The organism is Microbispora bryophytorum, from assembly GCF_043197435.1.
Classification (GTDB): Bacteria; Actinomycetota; Actinomycetes; order Streptosporangiales; family Streptosporangiaceae; genus Microbispora; species Microbispora bryophytorum.
The window spans coordinates 149878-166300 of record NZ_JBICTF010000003.1; the positions used below are offsets into that span (position 1 = coordinate 149878).

Below are 16423 nucleotides of genomic sequence, written 5' to 3' on the forward strand. Positions count from 1 at the left end.
CCGCCCCTACAGGGCGGTCTCCACGCAGATCATCACGACCAGCAGGACGACCAGCGCGCCGAGGTGGGCGGCCGACGACCACAGGCCGATCGGGACGGTCGCCGCGGCCAGCAGCGCCGCGGCGACCCGTACGGCGGTCCGTCCCACCCCGAGCACCCGGCGGAACCACAGGTCACCGAGCAGGAACATCGCGGTGCCCCCGGCCAGCGCGACGGCGGGGCCGAGGCCGAGATGGTCGTGGCCGACGGCCTTCTTGATCCCGGCCGCCGTCGCGACGACCCCCAGCAGGATCGGGATGTGGGCATAGAAGTACGCGCCCAGGATGAGCCGCGTCCGCTGGACGACCTCGGCCCGCATCAGCGCGTGCTCGGGCCCGCTCTCGCCGCGTCCGAAGTACACCCACCACAGCGACGCCGTGAGGGCGAGGCCCAGCAGGGCCGCCACGATCAGCGCCGCGCCGGGGTGGCCGTCGGTCGCCCCGATGCCGATCGCCACGATCGACTCGCCCAGCACGATGATCACCAGCAGGCCGTGCCGCTCGACGATGTGCGCGGCGTGCAGGGGAAAGCCCTTCTGCCCGATGAAGATCGGGCTCATCCAGATCAGCACGAGGGCCGCAGTCCACAGCGCGTAGTTCCACGGCGCGTCGGCGAAGGCCGCGGCGAAGACGAGCGCGGTCGCGGCCAGGTTGAACGGCACGACCCGCGCGATCGCGGCCGTCGCCTGCAGGTAGAGCCCGCCGTGGACGAGCACGATGACGAGGTAGCCGACGGCGAACGTCACGCCGCTGCCCGAAAAGGTGCGCGGGACGGCCAGAGCCATGATCAGGAATCCGGCCATGCCGCACAGGATGAGCACCCGCCGGGCCGCGCGCTCCGGCGGCACGGTGTTGGTGAGCCAGGCGTAGCCGGAGTACATCCACCAGAGCAGACCGAAGATCAGGACGGCCTGCACGGTGCCCTGGCCGGCGAACCCCTCCCCGTCCTGCCGGGTGAAATCGCCCACCAGCAACGACGTGAGCTGGGTGATCGTGAAGACGAAGACGAGGTCGAAGAAGAGCTCGATCGTGGAGACGCGCAGTTCGGCGTCCGGAGCGGTCGGTTCGACACGCTCGGCGAACCAGCGGGGGAGATGCATGGCGAATATTGTGCCGGTCCGGCTGCTTTCTTGATTACACGTTTTCACGCGCTCCGCGGGCCGGCGGCAGCACCTGGCCGCCGAGCCCCGGGAACACCTTGGCGACCTTCGCGGTCAGATAGTCGCCGTACGTGCCGGAGAAGGCCCGCAGGTCGAGGCCGTCCCAGCGGGCGCGGCCCCCCTCGCGGGCGGGCAGAGAGGGCAGCGGCGGCACCTCGCAGTCCCAGCCCGGGTCGAAGAAGAAGGGGAAGGACAGCCTGCCGCGGCCCGTGCAGTTGCGCACGCGGTGCGGCGTCGACCGATACAGGCCGCCGGTCAGCTTGTCGAGCATGTCGCCGATGTTGCAGACCAGCGTGCCCGGTATGGGCGGCGCCTCGATCCAGCCGCGGGCGGTGTGCACCTGGAGGCCGGGATTGTCGTCCTGCAGCAGCAGCGTCAGCAGGCCGTAGTCGGTGTGCTCGCCGACCCCCCACTCGTCCGGCTCGGCGTACGGCGGGGGCGGATAGTGGAAGATCCGGAACAGGGTTGTGGGCGTGGCCGTGTAGCCGGCGGCGAAGTAGTCCTCGTCGAGTCCCAGGCTCAGCGCCACGCCCCGCATGACCGCCTGCCCCACGTGGGTGAGGGCGTCCATGTACGTCAGCACGGCCGGGCGCAGTTCGGGCACCTCCTCGGGGAAGAGGTTGCGTCCGTGCAGCGGCCGGGGATCGTCGGCGTCGAGCTCGGCGCCGAAATAGAGGCCCTCCTTGAGGTCGGGCCGGCCGGAGGTGAGCTCGCCGCCCACGGGGAAATATCCGCGCCAGGCGCGCCCGCCCCGCTCCATGGAGATGCGCGACCTGTGCTCCTCGGGCAACCGGAAGAAGCGCGCCGCGGCGTCCCTCAGCTCCGCGATCAACGCCTCGGGCACCCCGTGGCCGCTGATGTAGAAGAAACCGCTGTCCAGGCAGGCGGCCTCGATCCGGCGCGCGACCTCGGCGCGCTCCCGGCCCGCCCCGGGGCCGGTCCCGGAGCCGGTGAGGGCGGCCACGTCGATCACCGGCAGTGGTCCGGCGGCGTTCATACCCACATCCCACCATCCGGGAGGCCGGTCGGGAAGGCTCCTTTACCTGCTTGCCGGTCGTCTTGCGCGGGTCGGCATTTCTGTCCGTCAGTACCATCTCGTCCAGTTTGTCTCGTTACCGGTTAATAACGCCCTGAAGAGTAGATTTCTTACGCACGGTCAGTAGGGGCGCATCGTAAGTGGGCGATCACGTGGGTTTCGGGGATCGTTGGTCGGTCAGGAGTCGCATCGCGCTGTTCACCGGCACGGTGGTCGCCCTGCTGTGCATCGCGTTCTCGGTCGTTCTGCTGTGGTCCCTGCACGTGGCGGCCCGGGAGACCCTGCTGCAGGAGGTGACGGCCGCCGGCGGCCGGGTCGCCTACCTCGTGGACCACGACCAGGTGCGGAGCGTGCTGCCCCCCGAAGGACGGAACCGGCTCATCCAGGTCGTGGACCCGCAGGGCAGGGTGCGCGCGGCGACACCGGCGATCGCCGGAAAGCCGGCCATGGCGACCTTCCGTCCCCCGGCGCCGCTCCGCAAGGCCGCGCGGGAGGTCTGCGGCGGTGTCTTCGGCGCCGGCCGGTGCCACATCGTGGTCGCGCAGCAGGTCTACGACGACGGCGGAGACTGGACCGTCTACAGCGCCGCGCCGGTTCAGGGATTCGACGCGCCGCCGGCCCTGCTGGCCGGTCTGGTCGTGGGATCGGCGCTCGTCACGGGCGCCATCGCGTACGGCACGCGGCGCAGTGTGAACCGGGCGCTCGTGCCGGTGCGGGCCATCAGGGCCGAGCTCGACGAGATCAACGCCTCGGACCTCGGGCGACGGGTGCCGGTCCCCCAGGCCAAGGGGGAGATCCACGACCTCGCGCAGAGCGTCAACTACACGCTGGACCGGCTGGAGGAGACGCTCGAACAACAGCGGCGCTTCACCTCCGACGCGTCCCACGAGCTGCGCAGCCCGATCACCGCGATCCGCGCGCAGGTGGAGGACGCGCTGCTCGCCCCGCAGGAGTCCGACCTGCGGGAGATCGGGCCGGCCGTGCTGAAGAGCCTCGAACGGCTCCAGGCGATCGCCTCCGACCTGCTGACGCTGGCCCGTCTCGACGCGGGCGCGCCCTGCGAGCGCGAATCGCTGGACCTCGGCCGGCTCGTGGCGGCGGAGCTGGACGTCCGCCGCCCGGTCAGGAGGGTCGTCTCGCGGCTGTATCCCGGTGTGATCGTCCGGGGGGACCGCATCCGGCTGGGCCGCCTGATCGCCAACCTGCTCGACAACGCCGAGAGGCACGCCGTCACCACCGTGCATCTGGAGGTGCGGCGCGAGGACCCGCCCGACGGCGACCCCCGGTTCCGTTTCGGCCTGGCCGTGCTCGAAGTGCTCGACGACGGCGCGGGGATCGCGCATGACCAGCGGGAGTTCGTCTTCCAGAGGTTCACCCGGCTCGATGCGGCCCGCAGCAGGAACATCGGGGGCGCGGGCCTGGGCCTGCCCATCGCCCGGCAGATCGCCGAAAGCCACGGCGGCAGCCTGACGATCATCGACAGCTCGCGCGGCGCGCGCTTCCTCGTGTGCCTGCCGCTCTCCCGGGAGCCCTGACCCCTCCTCCGCCACAAGACCCGACCCGGCGCGGCCCGGCCTGGCCTGGCCCGATCCGGTCTGGCCCGGTCCGGCCCGACGGTCCGGTCCGACTCGGTCTGGCCCGGCCCGGTTCCGGTCTGGGTCGGCCCGGTCCGGGTCGGCTTGGTCCGCACGGCATGGTCTCCGCTCAGCGGGCGGGGGGCGCCTCGGCCCGGCTCTCCGTGGTCGTGTCGTCCTCCCGCCGCGTACGCCGCTGCCGGGGTGTGGCCTTGCGCACCGCCGTCGTGGCCGGAGCCTCCTCACCGGGCCGGTCCGCGGCCGTCCCGGTGGCGGTGGGGCCCGCATTTCCGCCGCCTGCCGGGCGCGGCTCCGGCGCTCCGGGCGATTCGGGCGCTCGGGGCGCTCCCGGTGAGCCGGGTGAGCCGGGCGCTCGGGGTGTTCCGGGTGCGCCAGGCGAGCCGGTGGAGGGGGTGGGCCTCGACTGCCGCTCGCCCGAAGCGGGCCCGGGCGGGGCGGGCCGGGCCGGGGATTCGCCCGCGCCCGGTTCGCCGGGCCGTGGGGGGCGCAGCGCCGCGATGACCGCGTCGGCCTCCGCCTCGGCGGCGAACTCCCCGGCCGCCTCGGCCTCGCGCCGTTTTATGACCACCATGTGGTCGACCGAGATCCGGCCCGCGCCGGTGACGGCCAGCAGCACGGAGGCGGCCCCGAGGGCCACGATCAGTTCGATGTCGCCTCCGGTCAGCGGCAGGCCGCTGTCCCCGGCCGTGACCACGAACACCGCGAGGGCCTCGGCGAACAGCAGCAGCCCGATGACCGGCACGGCGAGGCCCGCGATCAGCAGCGCGCCGCCCACCAGCTCGGTCAGCATGGTCACCGGTGCCCATACGTGGGGCAGCGGGGCCTGGAGCGCGGTGAACTGGTCGGCGGTGGCGTTGAGGCCGGCTTCGAGCTTCTGCCAGCCGTTGGCGAAGAAGATCCCGCCGACGCCCATGCGGGCGGCCAGCGAGGCTAAGTCGTGCAGGGTTCTCTTCACGGCTTCTCACTCTGGGTGGGGGGTGACTTGCCCGGACACTTCCCCGCCTGCGCCGCCCTCATGCGCCGGCCGGCTCAGGTCCGTACGCCGCCGGGCTCTTCGGCGTCGGCGCTCGCGGGGGTGGAACCGTGACGGGGAAGCAGCAGGGCCACGGCCAGCGCGGTGAGTGCGAGCAGGGCCACGCTGACGACGATCGTGGAGTGCAGGGCCGTGACGAATGCCATGCGGGCGGCGTCCAGCAGCTCGGCTCCGGACGCGCCGGTCTCGCCGGCCACGTGCGCGGCCGCGGCCAGCGACTCACGCGCCTGTGCCATGAGCCCGGCCGGGACCCCCGGGACGGTCGTGAGAGAGGGGGCGTAGACGATCGTGGTGATCGTCCCGAGGACGGCGATGCCGAGACCCGCCCCCAGCTCGTAGGCCGTCTCCTCGATCGCGGCGGCGCCGCCGGCCCGCGACTCCGGCACGGTGGCCATGATCGTGTCCGACGCCGCCAGCAGGGCGACCTCGACCCCGAAGCCGATCCCCACGAAGCAGACTGCCAGCATCACCGGATGCGGCTCGGTGCCCCAGGCCAGCACCGGGGTGAGGGACAGCGCGGTCAGGGCGAGACCGCCGCCGACCGTCGCGCGCAGCCCGACGTGCCCCAGCACGTGGGCGGCGGCCAGGCCGCCCGCGATGGCCGCGACCATGAGCGGCAGCATCCGCACGGCGGCCTCCAGAGGAGACAGCCCCAGCACGAGCTGGAGATACTGCGCGAGCATCAGCTCCAGCCCGACCAGCGCGAAGATGGCCAGCAACACGCAGCCGACGCCGGTCGCGAAGCCGCGCTGGGCGAACAGCCCGACGTCGAGCAGGGGGAACGGCAGCCGCCGCTGCCGCCGCACGAACCAGACGAGCAGCGCGACGCCGCCCAGGAGCACGGCCAGCGAGAGCCCGCGGCTCAGGCTGTGCCCCGACCCCGCCTCCTTCAGCCCGAACGCGACGGCCAGGATGCCCAGGGTGGACAGCACCGCGCTCAGCGCGTCCCACGGATGGTCGGCACGCCGCGACGCCGGCAGGATCCGTACGGCGAGCGGCAGCGCGACCAGCAGCAGCGGCACGTTGATGAGGAAGACCGCGCCCCACCACAGGTGCTCGACGAGGACTCCGCCGATCAGCGGTCCGACGGCCGCTCCCGCGGCGGCGACGGCGCTCCACACGCCGAGCGCGATCGCCCGCTCCCGCCGGTCGGTGAACACCTGCCGGATGATCGAGAGCGTCGCCGGCATGATCATCGCGCCGCCGACGCCCAGGAAGGCCCGCGAGACGATGAGCGCGAGCGGGGTCGCGGCGAACGCGGCCGACAGCGAGGCCAGGCCGAACACCACGTAGCCGCCCAGCACGAAGGGCCGCCTGCCGTACCTGTCGCCCAGCGTGCCGAACGTCACCAGCAGCGGCGCGACGACCAGCGAGTAGCTGTCGATGATCCACAGGAGCTGCACGGACGACGGCTCCAGGGCCGCGGTGAGCGCCGGGACGGCGATGTGCAGCACGGTCGCGTCGACCGCGATCAGAAGCAGGCTGAAACACAGGAGCACGAGCACCGACCACCGGCTCGCGCGGTGATCCCGCTGGGCGTCTGCGGTGCGGACGGCGGCGGACTCGACCGAAACCATGATCATAGTCCGTTCAGTGCTCCTGCCCCAAGATCCCGGCCCGCTGGAACATGCGTGGCAGCTTAGGCCATGCGAAGCGGATCTCTCAGCCCTTCGGGCGATGTCGGGAACAAATCGCCAGATCCCTATCTCCGCAGGTGATCAAGTGGGGCGATCCGCCTCTCTAGAGAGCCATAGGTATATGTCCCGCGTCTAGGCAAGCGGCCGAACGCAACGGATCATGCGGTCGTGGGGAGCGATATCGACGGAAGTCATATGTCCCCGGTGCCGCCCCCGCTCGACCGCTTCGACCCTCGCGCCTGGTGCGCCGTCGCGGTGGCCCGGCTGTCGCACGACCAGCCGGAGGCGGCGCTGGAGGCGGCGCGCCAGGCGATCGGCCGCGATCCGCAGGACGAATGGGGGCATCGCCTGGCCGGCGCGGCCCTGGAGCGTCTCGGCCGCGACACCGAGGCGGTCGCGGCGGCGCGGGAGGCCGTGCGGCTCGCGCCCGGCTCCTGGGCGGCGCGGCTGCGGCTCGCGAGCGCGCTGCGACGGATCCCCGGACGGTGGCGGGAGGCGTGGGCGGAGGCCCGGCGCGCCGTCCGGTTCGCTCCCGACGAGCCCGACCCGCACGTGCTGTGCGGTGACCTCGCGCTGCTGCGCGGCGACCACGACGGGGCGGCCCGGGCATACGGCGCGGCGCTGCGCAGGCGCCGGGACCACCCGGCGGCGTGGGTGAACCTCGGCCTCACGCTGCTGCGCTGGCGGCGGCCGCGCGACCACCACGACCCCGCCTGGGAGGCCGACCCGCGCGAGACCGGCCGGGCGCGGCGCGCCCTGGAGACCTGGTCGCGACAGGTGCGCGTGATCCTCGCGGTCGCGGCGGCCGCGGTCTGCGCGGCCGTCGTGCTGGCCGGCCTGGGCCTTGTCCCCGGCATGCACGGGGAGGTGCGGATCGGCGGCGCGCTGGCGCTCGCGGCCGTCCTCGTGGTCTGCGTCCGGCAGGCCGCGCGCGTGGGCGCCTGGGCCTACGTTCCCGGCATGCTCCGGCGCGACCTGCGGCTCGCCATGTCGGTCGCGCTCGGGCTGCTCGCCCCGGCGGCGTACGTGGCGGGACTGGCCACGCTGCCGGAGCCGAGGCCGGGGGCGCTGCAGGAGGTGGGCGAGGTCTGGGCGGGGGCGATCGGGTTGGTGCTCCTGAACCCCGCCGCGGCGCTCGCCGTCAGGCTCCTGGCCGAGACGTGGCGGGGACGGCCGCTCGCCGCTCTTCGGCGGTTCGCCGCCGCGCTGCCCGTGCCACCCGCACCATCTGTGCCACCCGCGCCGCCCCCGCCGCTCGGCCCGGGCGCCGCCGACCGGGCGGCGACGCGCGACATCGCCGTCGCGTTCTGGATCGTCGCGGCCCGAGCGTGGCAGGCGACCGCGGCGCTCATGCTGGTGCCCAACGCGGCCGGCGTGCCCCTCGCCGCCGTCGCGTGCCTGGCCGTCCCGGCGGTGCTGCTGCGGGCGCGGGCGACGGGCGCGCCGCGGCCGCGCGACCGGTGGCTGGCCGCGGCGCTCACCGCTCCGGCCGTCGCCGCCCTCTGCGCCGCGGGCGCGGGTGTGGCGACGGCCCTCGCGGGACCGGACCCCGCCGTCGTGGCCCTGTGGCGCTGTGCCTGGGGCGCGCTGGCGCTTGGGGCGGCCGCCTTCGCGGTGCGCGCCACCCGGGCCTGGTGGCGCGGCGGGCCGGGCCCGTGGCGCGCCTCGCTCGTGCCGTCGGAGTCGCGCGGCAGGTGGATCCCCGGTGACCTGACCCCCTCGGCGGGTCTCAGCGAGGAGGTGCGGCACGCCGCGGCCTACTCCAGGAACGTGGTCCTCGCCTGCACCGGGGCGGACGGCCCCCGCGCGCTCGCGGTGAGCGCCGTGACCTCGGTGACCCCGGCGGGCGACTTCCGCCTCATCGCGGGCGATGAGGCGTGGGAGGCGGTGCGGCGCGATCCGCGCGTGGTCCTCTTCGTGGGGGATCCGCGATTCTGGGCAGAGGTACGGGGCGTCGCCGTGCCGGACGACGACGTGCTGCGGGTCACGCCGCGGCAGGTTCTGATGCGCGAATACCCCGGACGCCACCAGGCCCGCACCCGGTAGCCGCGTACCGCGTACCTCGGGCGGGCGGTCCGTTCCGGCGACGTGCGTCGTCACCGCGCCGCATGGGTCCACCCATTCCGTTCGCACGTGCGGTATAACCGGGGTCGAAGCGGGGAGGCGTCGATGCGGGACTCCGACAGGGCACGGGCGGCGAGCCTCTTAAGCCGGACTGCGGCCCGTGATCTGTTCGAACAGGTGCGTTTCCGTTATTTCCATCTTCCGCCATTCGCGCGGCGCGCGCTGTTCGTGGTGCTGCTCGTCGCCACCATGGGAGTGGCGGCCGCGCTCAACTGGTCGCTGGCGCCCACGTTCATCTACACGTTCCTGGCGCTGTGCTTCCTCGCGCTGGCGCTCAGCTACCCGCGCGCCGCCGCGACCGTGCTCGTGCTCGCCGGATGGGGTCTGCTGCTCCCGTTGTTCATGGGGGCGTTCGGCGGGCAGTCGATCATGCCCGGCCTGCTGATGCTGCTGGGCGCGCTGACCGGCGGCGCGGCCCACCTGATCCGGTGGGTCCCGCCATGGCTGACGACGCTGATGTCCCTCGCGCCCGCCGGGGTCGTCGCGCTGTCGCTGTCGCCGCTGTCGCCGTCCGCCGCCCCCTGGAGCGCGTACGGCGTCGCCGCCGCCGTGCTCCTCTACCGCCTGGTGCTGGCCCGCAAGGTGCGCGCGGAGGCGGAGCGGGAGGCGGCGGGCGCGCAGACCCAGGTGCAGGTGCGCGGGAGGGCGGGCGGCCACCAGCCCGCCGCGGCCGAGACCGCCGCTCCGCCGCCCATCACGGTCGAGCAGGCGCTCGCGGAGCTGGAGTCCATGATCGGCCTGGAACCGGTCAAGGAACAGGTGCGCGCCATCGCCGCGTCGATCGAGGCGGCCCGGCTGCGCAGGGAGGCGGGTTACGCCAACGAGCGGCCGATGCGCCACTTCGTGTTCGTCGGCCCTCCGGGCACCGGCAAGACCAGCGTCGCCCGGTCGCTCGCCAAGATCTTCTACGCGTTCGGGCTGCTGGAGACGCCGTTCGTGGTCGAGGCGCAGCGGGCCGACCTCGTGGGGGAGTACCTGGGGGCCACGGCGATCAAGACCAACGAACTGATCGACCGCGCGCTCGGCGGCGTCCTGTTCGTGGACGAGGCGTACAGCCTCATCAACTCGGGCGACGGACAGCCCGACCGGTTCGGCGCGGAGGCCGTGCAGACGCTGCTCAAGCGGGCCGAAGACGACCGTGACCGGCTTATCGTCATCCTGGCCGGATACGAGCGGGAGACGAACGACTTCCTCGCGTCCAACCCGGGGCTGTCGAGCCGATTCGCCACCCGGGTGCGTTTCCCCAGCTACAGCCCTCCGGAACTGCTGGAGATCACCGAGGCGCTGCAGCAGCGCCGGGGAGACCGGCTCGCCGCCGAGGCCCGTCCCGTGCTGCGCCGGCTGTTCGAGGACGTGGAGCGCCGCGGGCTCGTCGACGACCTCGGCAACGCCCGCTTCGCCCGCAGCCTCGCCGAGGCCGCGGCGCAGGCCCGTGACGTCCGCGTGGTGAGCGCGGGCGGGTCGCCGCGCGGCGAGGATCTGGTCACCGTCGCCGCCGACGACGTGACCAAGGCGTTCAACGAGATCACCGCGCGATACCGCGGCTACCAGGTCACCCCGACCCTGGACGAGGCGCTCGCCGACCTTGACAGGATGGCCGGCCTCGAACCGGTCAAGCGGCAGGTCCACGCGATCACCGCCCAGCTCAAGGTGGCCAGGATGCGCCAGGAGCAGGGCCTGCCGGTCCAGTCGCAGATGCGGCACTTCGTGTTCGTCGGCCCTCCGGGCACCGGCAAGACGACCGTCGCGCGCATCCTCGGCCGGATCTTCTCCGCGCTGGGCCTGCTGGCCCGGCCCGACGTGGTCGAGGCGTCGCGGGCCGACCTGGTCGGCCAGCATCTCGGCGCCACCGCGATCAAGACGAACGAGCTGGTCGACCGGGCGCTCGGCGGAGTGCTGTTCATCGACGAGGCCTACAGCCTGGTCAACACCGGCTACTCGGGGGGCGACGCCTTCGGGGCCGAGGCGGTGCAGACCTTGCTGAAGCGCGCCGAGGACGACCGCGACCGCGTGGTCGTCATCCTGGCCGGTTACGAGCGCGAGATGGACGCCTTCCTGTCGACCAACCCGGGCCTGGCCTCCCGGTTCAACCAGCGCGTGTCGTTCCCCTCCTACCGGCCGTCGGAGCTGACCGAGATCGCGCAGTTGCTGGCCGCGAGGAGCGGCGACAGGTTCGACGCCTCCGCCGCCCGCGACCTCGCCGACGTCTTCGACTGGGTCTGCCGCGAGAGGCTCATCGACGGGCTGGGCAACGGCCGTTTCGCGCGGTCGCTGTACGAGCGGGCCGCGCTGCGGCGCGACGTCCGGATCGCCGAGCAGGGGTCGGCGAACGCCGCCGAGCTGACGACGATCATGAGCGAGGACGTCCGCAGCGCGGTAGACGAGTTGTCCTGATGTCGTAGGAAACCCCGGACGCGTGTCCCGATGGCCGCAGGCCGTCACTTCCTGCTACTAATCGACTGCGTATGGTAGCCGGAGGATCGGAGAAGCGCGTGAGAGCACGATGGCCGGTTGCCCTGGCCACACTGGCCGCTCTGTGGGCCGCCGGTGCCTGCGGCGTGCAGCGGGGGCCCGGTGAACCGGACAGCGGGCTCGCCCCCTCCCCGGTCAAGGCGTACGACGTCAACCCGCTGGCCCGCGACAAGGTCAAGGACGGCGGCACGCTCCGGTGGGGGCTCACCGACTTCCCGGCGCAGTGGAACCGCAACCACGTCGACGGCGACAGCACCGCCGTCAAGGTGGTGACGGACGCGCTGATGCCCCGCACGTTCCGATCCGACGAGCGGGGGCGGCTGACCCTCGACACCGACTACGTGACCAACGCCAGGATCACCGCGACCTCCCCCCGGCAGGTCATCACCTACTCCATCAACCCCAAGGCGAAGTGGTCGGACGGCAGGCCGATCACCTGGACGGACTTCGCGGCGCAGTGGAAGGCCATGAGCGGCCGCGACCGGGACTACCGGGTCGACTCGACCATCGCGTACGAGAACATCCAGAGCGTGGCCAGGGGGGCGAGCGACCGCGAGGTGGTGGTCACCTTCGCCCAGCCGTTCAACGAGTGGCAGTCCCTGTTCACGCCGCTGTATCCCAGCACCACCGACGCGACCGCGGCGGCGTTCAACGCCGACTGGATCAACCGCATCCCGGTGACCGCGGGGCCGTTCCGCGTGGAGAACCTCGACGTCAAGGGCAGGACGGTCACGCTCACGCGCAACCCCGCCTGGTGGGGCAACCGGGCCAAGCTGGACACCATCGTGTTCCGGACCGTGCGTCCCGACCAGATGGTCCACGCGTTCACCAAGGGAGATGTGGACGTCTTCGAGGTGGGCCCGTCCCCCGACGACTACGCGAGGGTCAGGGAGGCCTGGGACGCCGTGATCCGGCAGGCGGCCGGCACCCAGTATCGGCAGCTCACGCTCAACGGGGAGAGCCCTGTCCTGGCCGACGCGCGCGTGCGCGAGGCCGTCGCGGCGGCGCTCGACCGCCGGGGTCTCATGCAGGTGGACCTCAAGGGTCTCGGCTGGCCGACCGTGACGCTGGACAACCACTTCCTCATGAACAGCCAGTACGGCTACCACGCCAACGCCGGGGAGATCGGCAGGTACGACCCGAAGCTGGCCGGGCGGCTGCTCGACCAGGCGGGCTGGAAGCTGTCGGGCAAGACCCGCGTGAAGAACGGCAAACCGCTCACGCTGCGCTTCGTCGTCCCCGACGGCATCGTCATGAGCGGCGTCGAGGCCGACGTCGCGCGGCAGATGCTCGACCGGGTGGGCGTCCGGGTCGACGTGCGCAAGGTGTCCTTCGACGACTTCTTCGGCAAGCACCTCATCCCCGGTGACTTCGACATCACCGCCTTCGCCTATCCGAGCACGCCGTTCCCGGTGTCGAGCGCCTTCGACATCTACGCGGACGGCGAGAACGGCGGCCGGGGCGACGACATCGAGTGGTACTCCAACATCGGGCGCAGCGGAAGCAAGCAGATCGACGACGCCATGTACCGCGCCGGCAGCACGCTCGATCCCGACAAGGTGCCCGGCCTGCTGAACGACGCCGACCGGCTGGTGTGGAAGAAGGTCAACGTGCTGCCGCTCTACCAGTGCCCGCAGGGCGTGGCCGTGCGGTCCGCGCTGACCAACATCGGGGCCAACGGCTTCTTCGACCTCAGGTACGAGGACATCGGCTACGCCTCCTGAACGGCGGCCGGCGGGCCGCCGCCGGCGCGCCCGTCCGGGACCGGGGCCGCGCGCTCGCCCGTGGTCCTGCCCGTCCTGCCCGTGGTCCTGACCGGTCATGTGAACGGCTGCACCGTCACACCCGCCTCCACGAGCGCCTTGCGGACCGCGGCGGCGATCCGTACGGCGTCGGGCGTGTCCCCGTGCACGCAGACGGACCGGGCGCCGACGCGCACCTCGCCGCCCTCGATCGTCGTCACCACGCCCTCCGTGGCCATGCGCACGGCGCGGGCCGCGACCTCGTCCGGGTCGTGCAGCACCGCCCCCGGCCGCCGCCGGGGGACAAGCGTCCCCTCCGGCGTGTACGCGCGGTCGGCGAAGCACTCGGCCACCGTCGGAACGCCGTGCCGGGCGGCCACCCGCGAGAGGGCCGACCCGGGCAGCGTGAGGATCGGCAGCGCGGCGGCGGGGGCGAAGGCCGTGACGGCCGCCACCACGGCCCCGGCCTGCTCCTCGTCCCGGCAGGCGCGGTTGTAGAGGGCGCCGTGCGGCTTCACGTACGCCACCCGCCCGCCCATCGATCTGGCCATGCCGTCCAGGGCGGCGAGCTGGTAGAGGACGTCGGAGCACAGCTCCTCCGGGTCCACCTCCATCTCCCGGCGGCCGAAGCCGGCCAGGTCGCGGTAGGAGACCTGCGCGCCGATCGCCACGCCGCGGTCCGCCGCCGCCGCGCAGGTGCGGCGGATGATCAGCGGGTCGCCCGCGTGGAAGCCGCAGGCCACGTTGGCGCTCGTGACCAGGTCGAGCAGGGCCACGTCGTCGCCCAGCCGCCAGATCCCGTATCCCTCTCCGAGATCGGCGTTCAGGTCCATCACGTTGTTCATCTGCCGTGTCTCCCAGCTCTGCGCGGTGTCCATCCTGCCGCAGGGGGAGGAGTTCCGGGCGTCAGGCGGGAGGTTCGTCCGGGATGTCGGCGATGTCGTCCAGCGCGGCGGCTAACTCGTCCGGATGGTCGCCGATCCGCTCGGCGATCTCGATGAGGACGTGGAGCACGTCGTGCCGGTCGTGCCCCAGGTCGATCAGGCGCTGGGCGGCCTCCCACAGCTGCGGCGGGTCGCCCACCCAGAGCCGGCTCGCGATCTCCTCGTGCCAGGCGAGGTGCTCCTCCAGGTCCGTACGGCCGATCTCGTCGGCGTGGTCGATCTCCAGCAGGATGCGCCGGTCGGCCTCGTCCGCCGGGTTCAGCAGGTCGAGGCTGGTCGAGCCGCGCATGCCCTGCAGCAGGGGGAACGCGAACGCGCGCCGGGCCAGCGCCGACAGGTCGCCGTCGGGCAGCAGCCGTTCCACTAGAGAGCGGTCCAGCCCGAAGGCGGTCGGGTCCCGGTAGGCCTCGGTGAAGCGGGCCGTCGCCTCCCAGACCGCGTCGAGCGTCGCCCGCACGGCCTCCTCGGGCAGCCCGATCCGGGGGCCGGCGAAACGCACCCACGCCGACAGCACGTGCGGCATCGCGTCCTGCTCGGCCGGGGTGAGCAGGACCTTGCGCGGCAGCCAGTCGAGCAGGAGCGTCTCGCACTTGGTCGGGCTCACCCGCATCGGCCGGCCGAAGTCCTGGTCGCAGCCGTAGTCGATGATGTGGTCGGCGCACCGGGACGCGGCCGAGGGGTCCGACAGGTTCTCCGCCGCGTCCGAGGCGAGGAACTCGGCGGCCAGCATCGCCCGGCGGTCGCGGCTGTAGGGGGCCTCGGCGTGCGCGGGCGCGGGCCGCATCCGCCCGGGCGGCAGCGCCTTGACGCGTGCCCGCGCGAACGCGTGATAGGCGCTGTAGCTGTCGCTCACGAGCTTCGGGCCGGTGCGGCCGTGCGCGGCGGCCCGGGCCGCCTTCATCGCGAATTCGAGCAGCGCCCGCGCCTGCTGCGGCTCCAGCTCCTCGAACCGCAGGAGCGCGTTGCCCGCGGCCTCCAGTCTGGCCTGCTCCAGCAGCTTGTCGACATGTGACGACACCCAGGCGTCACGGGCCATGCCGCCCATGTTGTAGTCGACGACCACGACCAGCGCGTGCCTGTCCTCGCCGTTGTAGGCGAACGTGCACACCACGGTGTCCTGGTCGCCGTACACGTCCCTGGAGACGTAGCAGCCGGTGGGCTTGACGGCGCCGACGCGGTCGGCCCAGCGGGGCCGGGCGACGTCCGACTCCATCAGCGCGAGCGCCGCGCCCTCCGCCTTGGCCGCCTGGCGGGCGGTGCCGAGGTAGGCGACGGAGATGAGCAGGGTGAGCGCGGCCGGCGTGCCGGCCTTGGCTGCGTAGTCCACCAGGCCCTCGCCGAGGATCTGCTCGACGTCGCCGCCGCGCAGCCGCCTGCCCCACCACGCGCCGAGCATGTCGGAGACCATGAGCTCGGCGTCGAGCGGGCTGCGCACGGCGAGCAGCTCCCTGGCCGCCAGCAGCATCTCCGCGAACACGTCGTCCGGTGGCCGGGTCTCCCGGGGGTCACGTCGGCGCCGGCGACTCACGAGATCTCGCTCCGCTCGCTCACGGTGAACACCTTCTCGCATTCCCGCCGCCAAGGGCATCAGGAACACGGCCCGGTGACTTCCCCGTTATCTGCCGCTCCAGCCTTCCCGCCGTACGGGTGCGGGCCGGAGCGGCCGCCGGACGGCGCCTCACCTCCGGGAAGGCGGCGCCGAGTTCACCATACCCAGGAGGCGCTCCCGGGCGACCCGCTCGACGATCTCCGCAGTGACGTCGAGCCCCAGGTGCTGACCGCAGGCCCAGGCGTCGGCGACGCAGCGGGCGACTGTGGACGGGGGGACGGTCAGGAATTCCGCGGCCAATCGGTGGGTCACGAGTTCCACCGGTTCACGAAGACCCGGCTCCGATGATGGGCCGCCACTGATTCGTGCTGCGAGTACGGGCATGGACTGCATTCCTCGCTGAATGGGGACCTGCCGCCCCTTATTTCACCTCTTTCCTCGGCGGTGTCAACCCTTCGCGGGCCGCCGCGTGGGAAGCTGAATTCATGCGCATCCGGCTCGCCCAGGATTCCGAGGCCGACGAGCTGCTCGGCCGCAGCCCCCTCGCACTGCTCATCGGCATGCTGCTCGACCAGCAGGTGCCGCTCGAGCGGGCATTCGCGGGGCCTCGTGCGATCGCCGACCGGCTCGGCCGCGACCTGGACGCGCGTGAGATCGCCACCTATGATCCTGACCAGTTCGCGGCCCTGCTCGCGGCGGCGCCCGCCGTCCACCGCTATCCGAAGGCGATGGCGGCCCGCGTCCAGGCGCTCGCGACCTATCTCATCGATCATTACGATGGCTCGGCCGAGAAGGTATGGAAGGATGTCCGCGACGGTGCCGAGCTGCTGCGCCGGTTGCTGGCCCTCCCCGGATTCGGCCGGCAGAAGGCCCAGATCTTCCTGGCCCTGCTGGGCAAGCAGTGTGGCGTGCGCCCGGATGGCTGGCGTGAGGCAGCCGGGCCGTACGGCGAGGAGGGGGTGCACCGGTCGGTGGCCGACGTCGTGGACGGCGAGAGCCTGCAACTGGTTCGCGCGACCAAGCAGGAGGCGAAGCGGGCGGCCAAAAAGTAGGCCGGATCCTCCTGCGCGAGACGCCGGTCTTTTGACAGGATG

12 protein-coding genes are annotated in these 16423 nt (G+C 72.8%); 5 read left to right on the top strand and 7 right to left on the bottom strand.

Features of this window, described 5'->3' with window-relative positions:
* Nucleotides 1–6 precede the first annotated feature (6 nt).
* Together ACGFIB_RS10100 and ACGFIB_RS10105 are read right to left on the bottom strand one after the other, a co-directional pair.
* On the bottom strand, nt 7–1137 hold the full coding sequence (locus ACGFIB_RS10100) for a low temperature requirement protein A (RefSeq protein ID WP_393370283.1): 1131 nt from the start codon (nt 1135–1137) through the stop codon (nt 7–9).
* Between the two features lie 34 nt (nt 1138–1171).
* On the bottom strand, nt 1172–2194 hold the full coding sequence (locus tag ACGFIB_RS10105) for an isopenicillin N synthase family dioxygenase (protein ID WP_357257287.1): 1023 nt from the start codon (nt 2192–2194) through the stop codon (nt 1172–1174).
* Between the two features lie 191 nt (nt 2195–2385).
* Here ACGFIB_RS10105 and ACGFIB_RS10110 point away from each other — a divergent pair, with 191 nt between their 5' ends.
* A complete protein-coding gene (locus ACGFIB_RS10110) occupies nt 2386–3768 on the top strand; it encodes a sensor histidine kinase (protein ID WP_393370287.1) in 1383 nt (460 codons plus the stop codon).
* A gap of 169 nt (nt 3769–3937) precedes the next feature.
* Here ACGFIB_RS10110 and ACGFIB_RS10115 read toward each other — a convergent pair whose 3' ends face one another.
* Nucleotides 3938–4783 carry a DoxX family protein gene (locus tag ACGFIB_RS10115; protein WP_357257281.1) on the bottom strand — a complete coding sequence of 282 codons (846 nt, stop codon included), beginning with the start codon at nt 4781–4783 and terminating at the stop codon, nt 3938–3940.
* A gap of 74 nt (nt 4784–4857) precedes the next feature.
* Nucleotides 4858–6438 carry an MFS transporter gene (locus ACGFIB_RS10120; RefSeq protein ID WP_393370290.1) on the bottom strand — a complete coding sequence of 527 codons (1581 nt, stop codon included), beginning with the start codon at nt 6436–6438 and terminating at the stop codon, nt 4858–4860.
* A 255-nt stretch (nt 6439–6693) separates the two neighbouring features.
* Here ACGFIB_RS10120 and ACGFIB_RS10125 point away from each other — a divergent pair, with 255 nt between their 5' ends.
* The 3 genes from ACGFIB_RS10125 to ACGFIB_RS10135 all read left to right on the top strand — a co-directional run bounded on the left by ACGFIB_RS10125 (nt 6694) and on the right by ACGFIB_RS10135 (nt 12818).
* Nucleotides 6694–8544: a CHAT domain-containing protein gene (locus tag ACGFIB_RS10125; RefSeq protein WP_393370293.1), complete on the top strand. Its 1851-nt coding sequence runs from the start codon at nt 6694–6696 to the stop codon at nt 8542–8544.
* 123 nt (nt 8545–8667) lie between these two features.
* Nucleotides 8668–11016 (top strand): AAA family ATPase, encoded by a 2349-nt coding sequence (locus ACGFIB_RS10130; RefSeq protein ID WP_393370296.1) that lies wholly within the window; start codon nt 8668–8670, stop codon nt 11014–11016.
* 98 nt (nt 11017–11114) lie between these two features.
* A complete protein-coding gene (locus ACGFIB_RS10135; protein ID WP_357257276.1) occupies nt 11115–12818 on the top strand; it encodes an ABC transporter family substrate-binding protein in 1704 nt (567 codons plus the stop codon).
* Between the two features lie 95 nt (nt 12819–12913).
* Here ACGFIB_RS10135 and ACGFIB_RS10140 read toward each other — a convergent pair whose 3' ends face one another.
* The 3 genes from ACGFIB_RS10140 to ACGFIB_RS10150 all read right to left on the bottom strand — a co-directional run bounded on the left by ACGFIB_RS10140 (nt 12914) and on the right by ACGFIB_RS10150 (nt 15641).
* Nucleotides 12914–13714 (bottom strand): LamB/YcsF family protein, encoded by an 801-nt coding sequence (locus ACGFIB_RS10140; protein ID WP_393370299.1) that lies wholly within the window; start codon nt 13712–13714, stop codon nt 12914–12916.
* A gap of 28 nt (nt 13715–13742) precedes the next feature.
* Nucleotides 13743–15245 (bottom strand): hypothetical protein, encoded by a 1503-nt coding sequence (locus tag ACGFIB_RS10145; protein WP_393371446.1) that lies wholly within the window; start codon nt 15243–15245, stop codon nt 13743–13745.
* 213 nt (nt 15246–15458) lie between these two features.
* On the bottom strand, nt 15459–15641 hold the full coding sequence (locus tag ACGFIB_RS10150) for a hypothetical protein (RefSeq protein ID WP_393370302.1): 183 nt from the start codon (nt 15639–15641) through the stop codon (nt 15459–15461).
* Nucleotides 15642–15814: 173 nt separating this feature from the next.
* Here ACGFIB_RS10150 and ACGFIB_RS10155 point away from each other — a divergent pair, with 173 nt between their 5' ends.
* The gene (locus ACGFIB_RS10155; RefSeq protein WP_142573045.1) at nt 15815–16381 is read left to right on the top strand and encodes an HhH-GPD-type base excision DNA repair protein; all 567 of its coding nucleotides are present in this window, start codon (nt 15815–15817) and stop codon (nt 16379–16381) included.
* Nucleotides 16382–16423 lie beyond the last annotated feature (42 nt).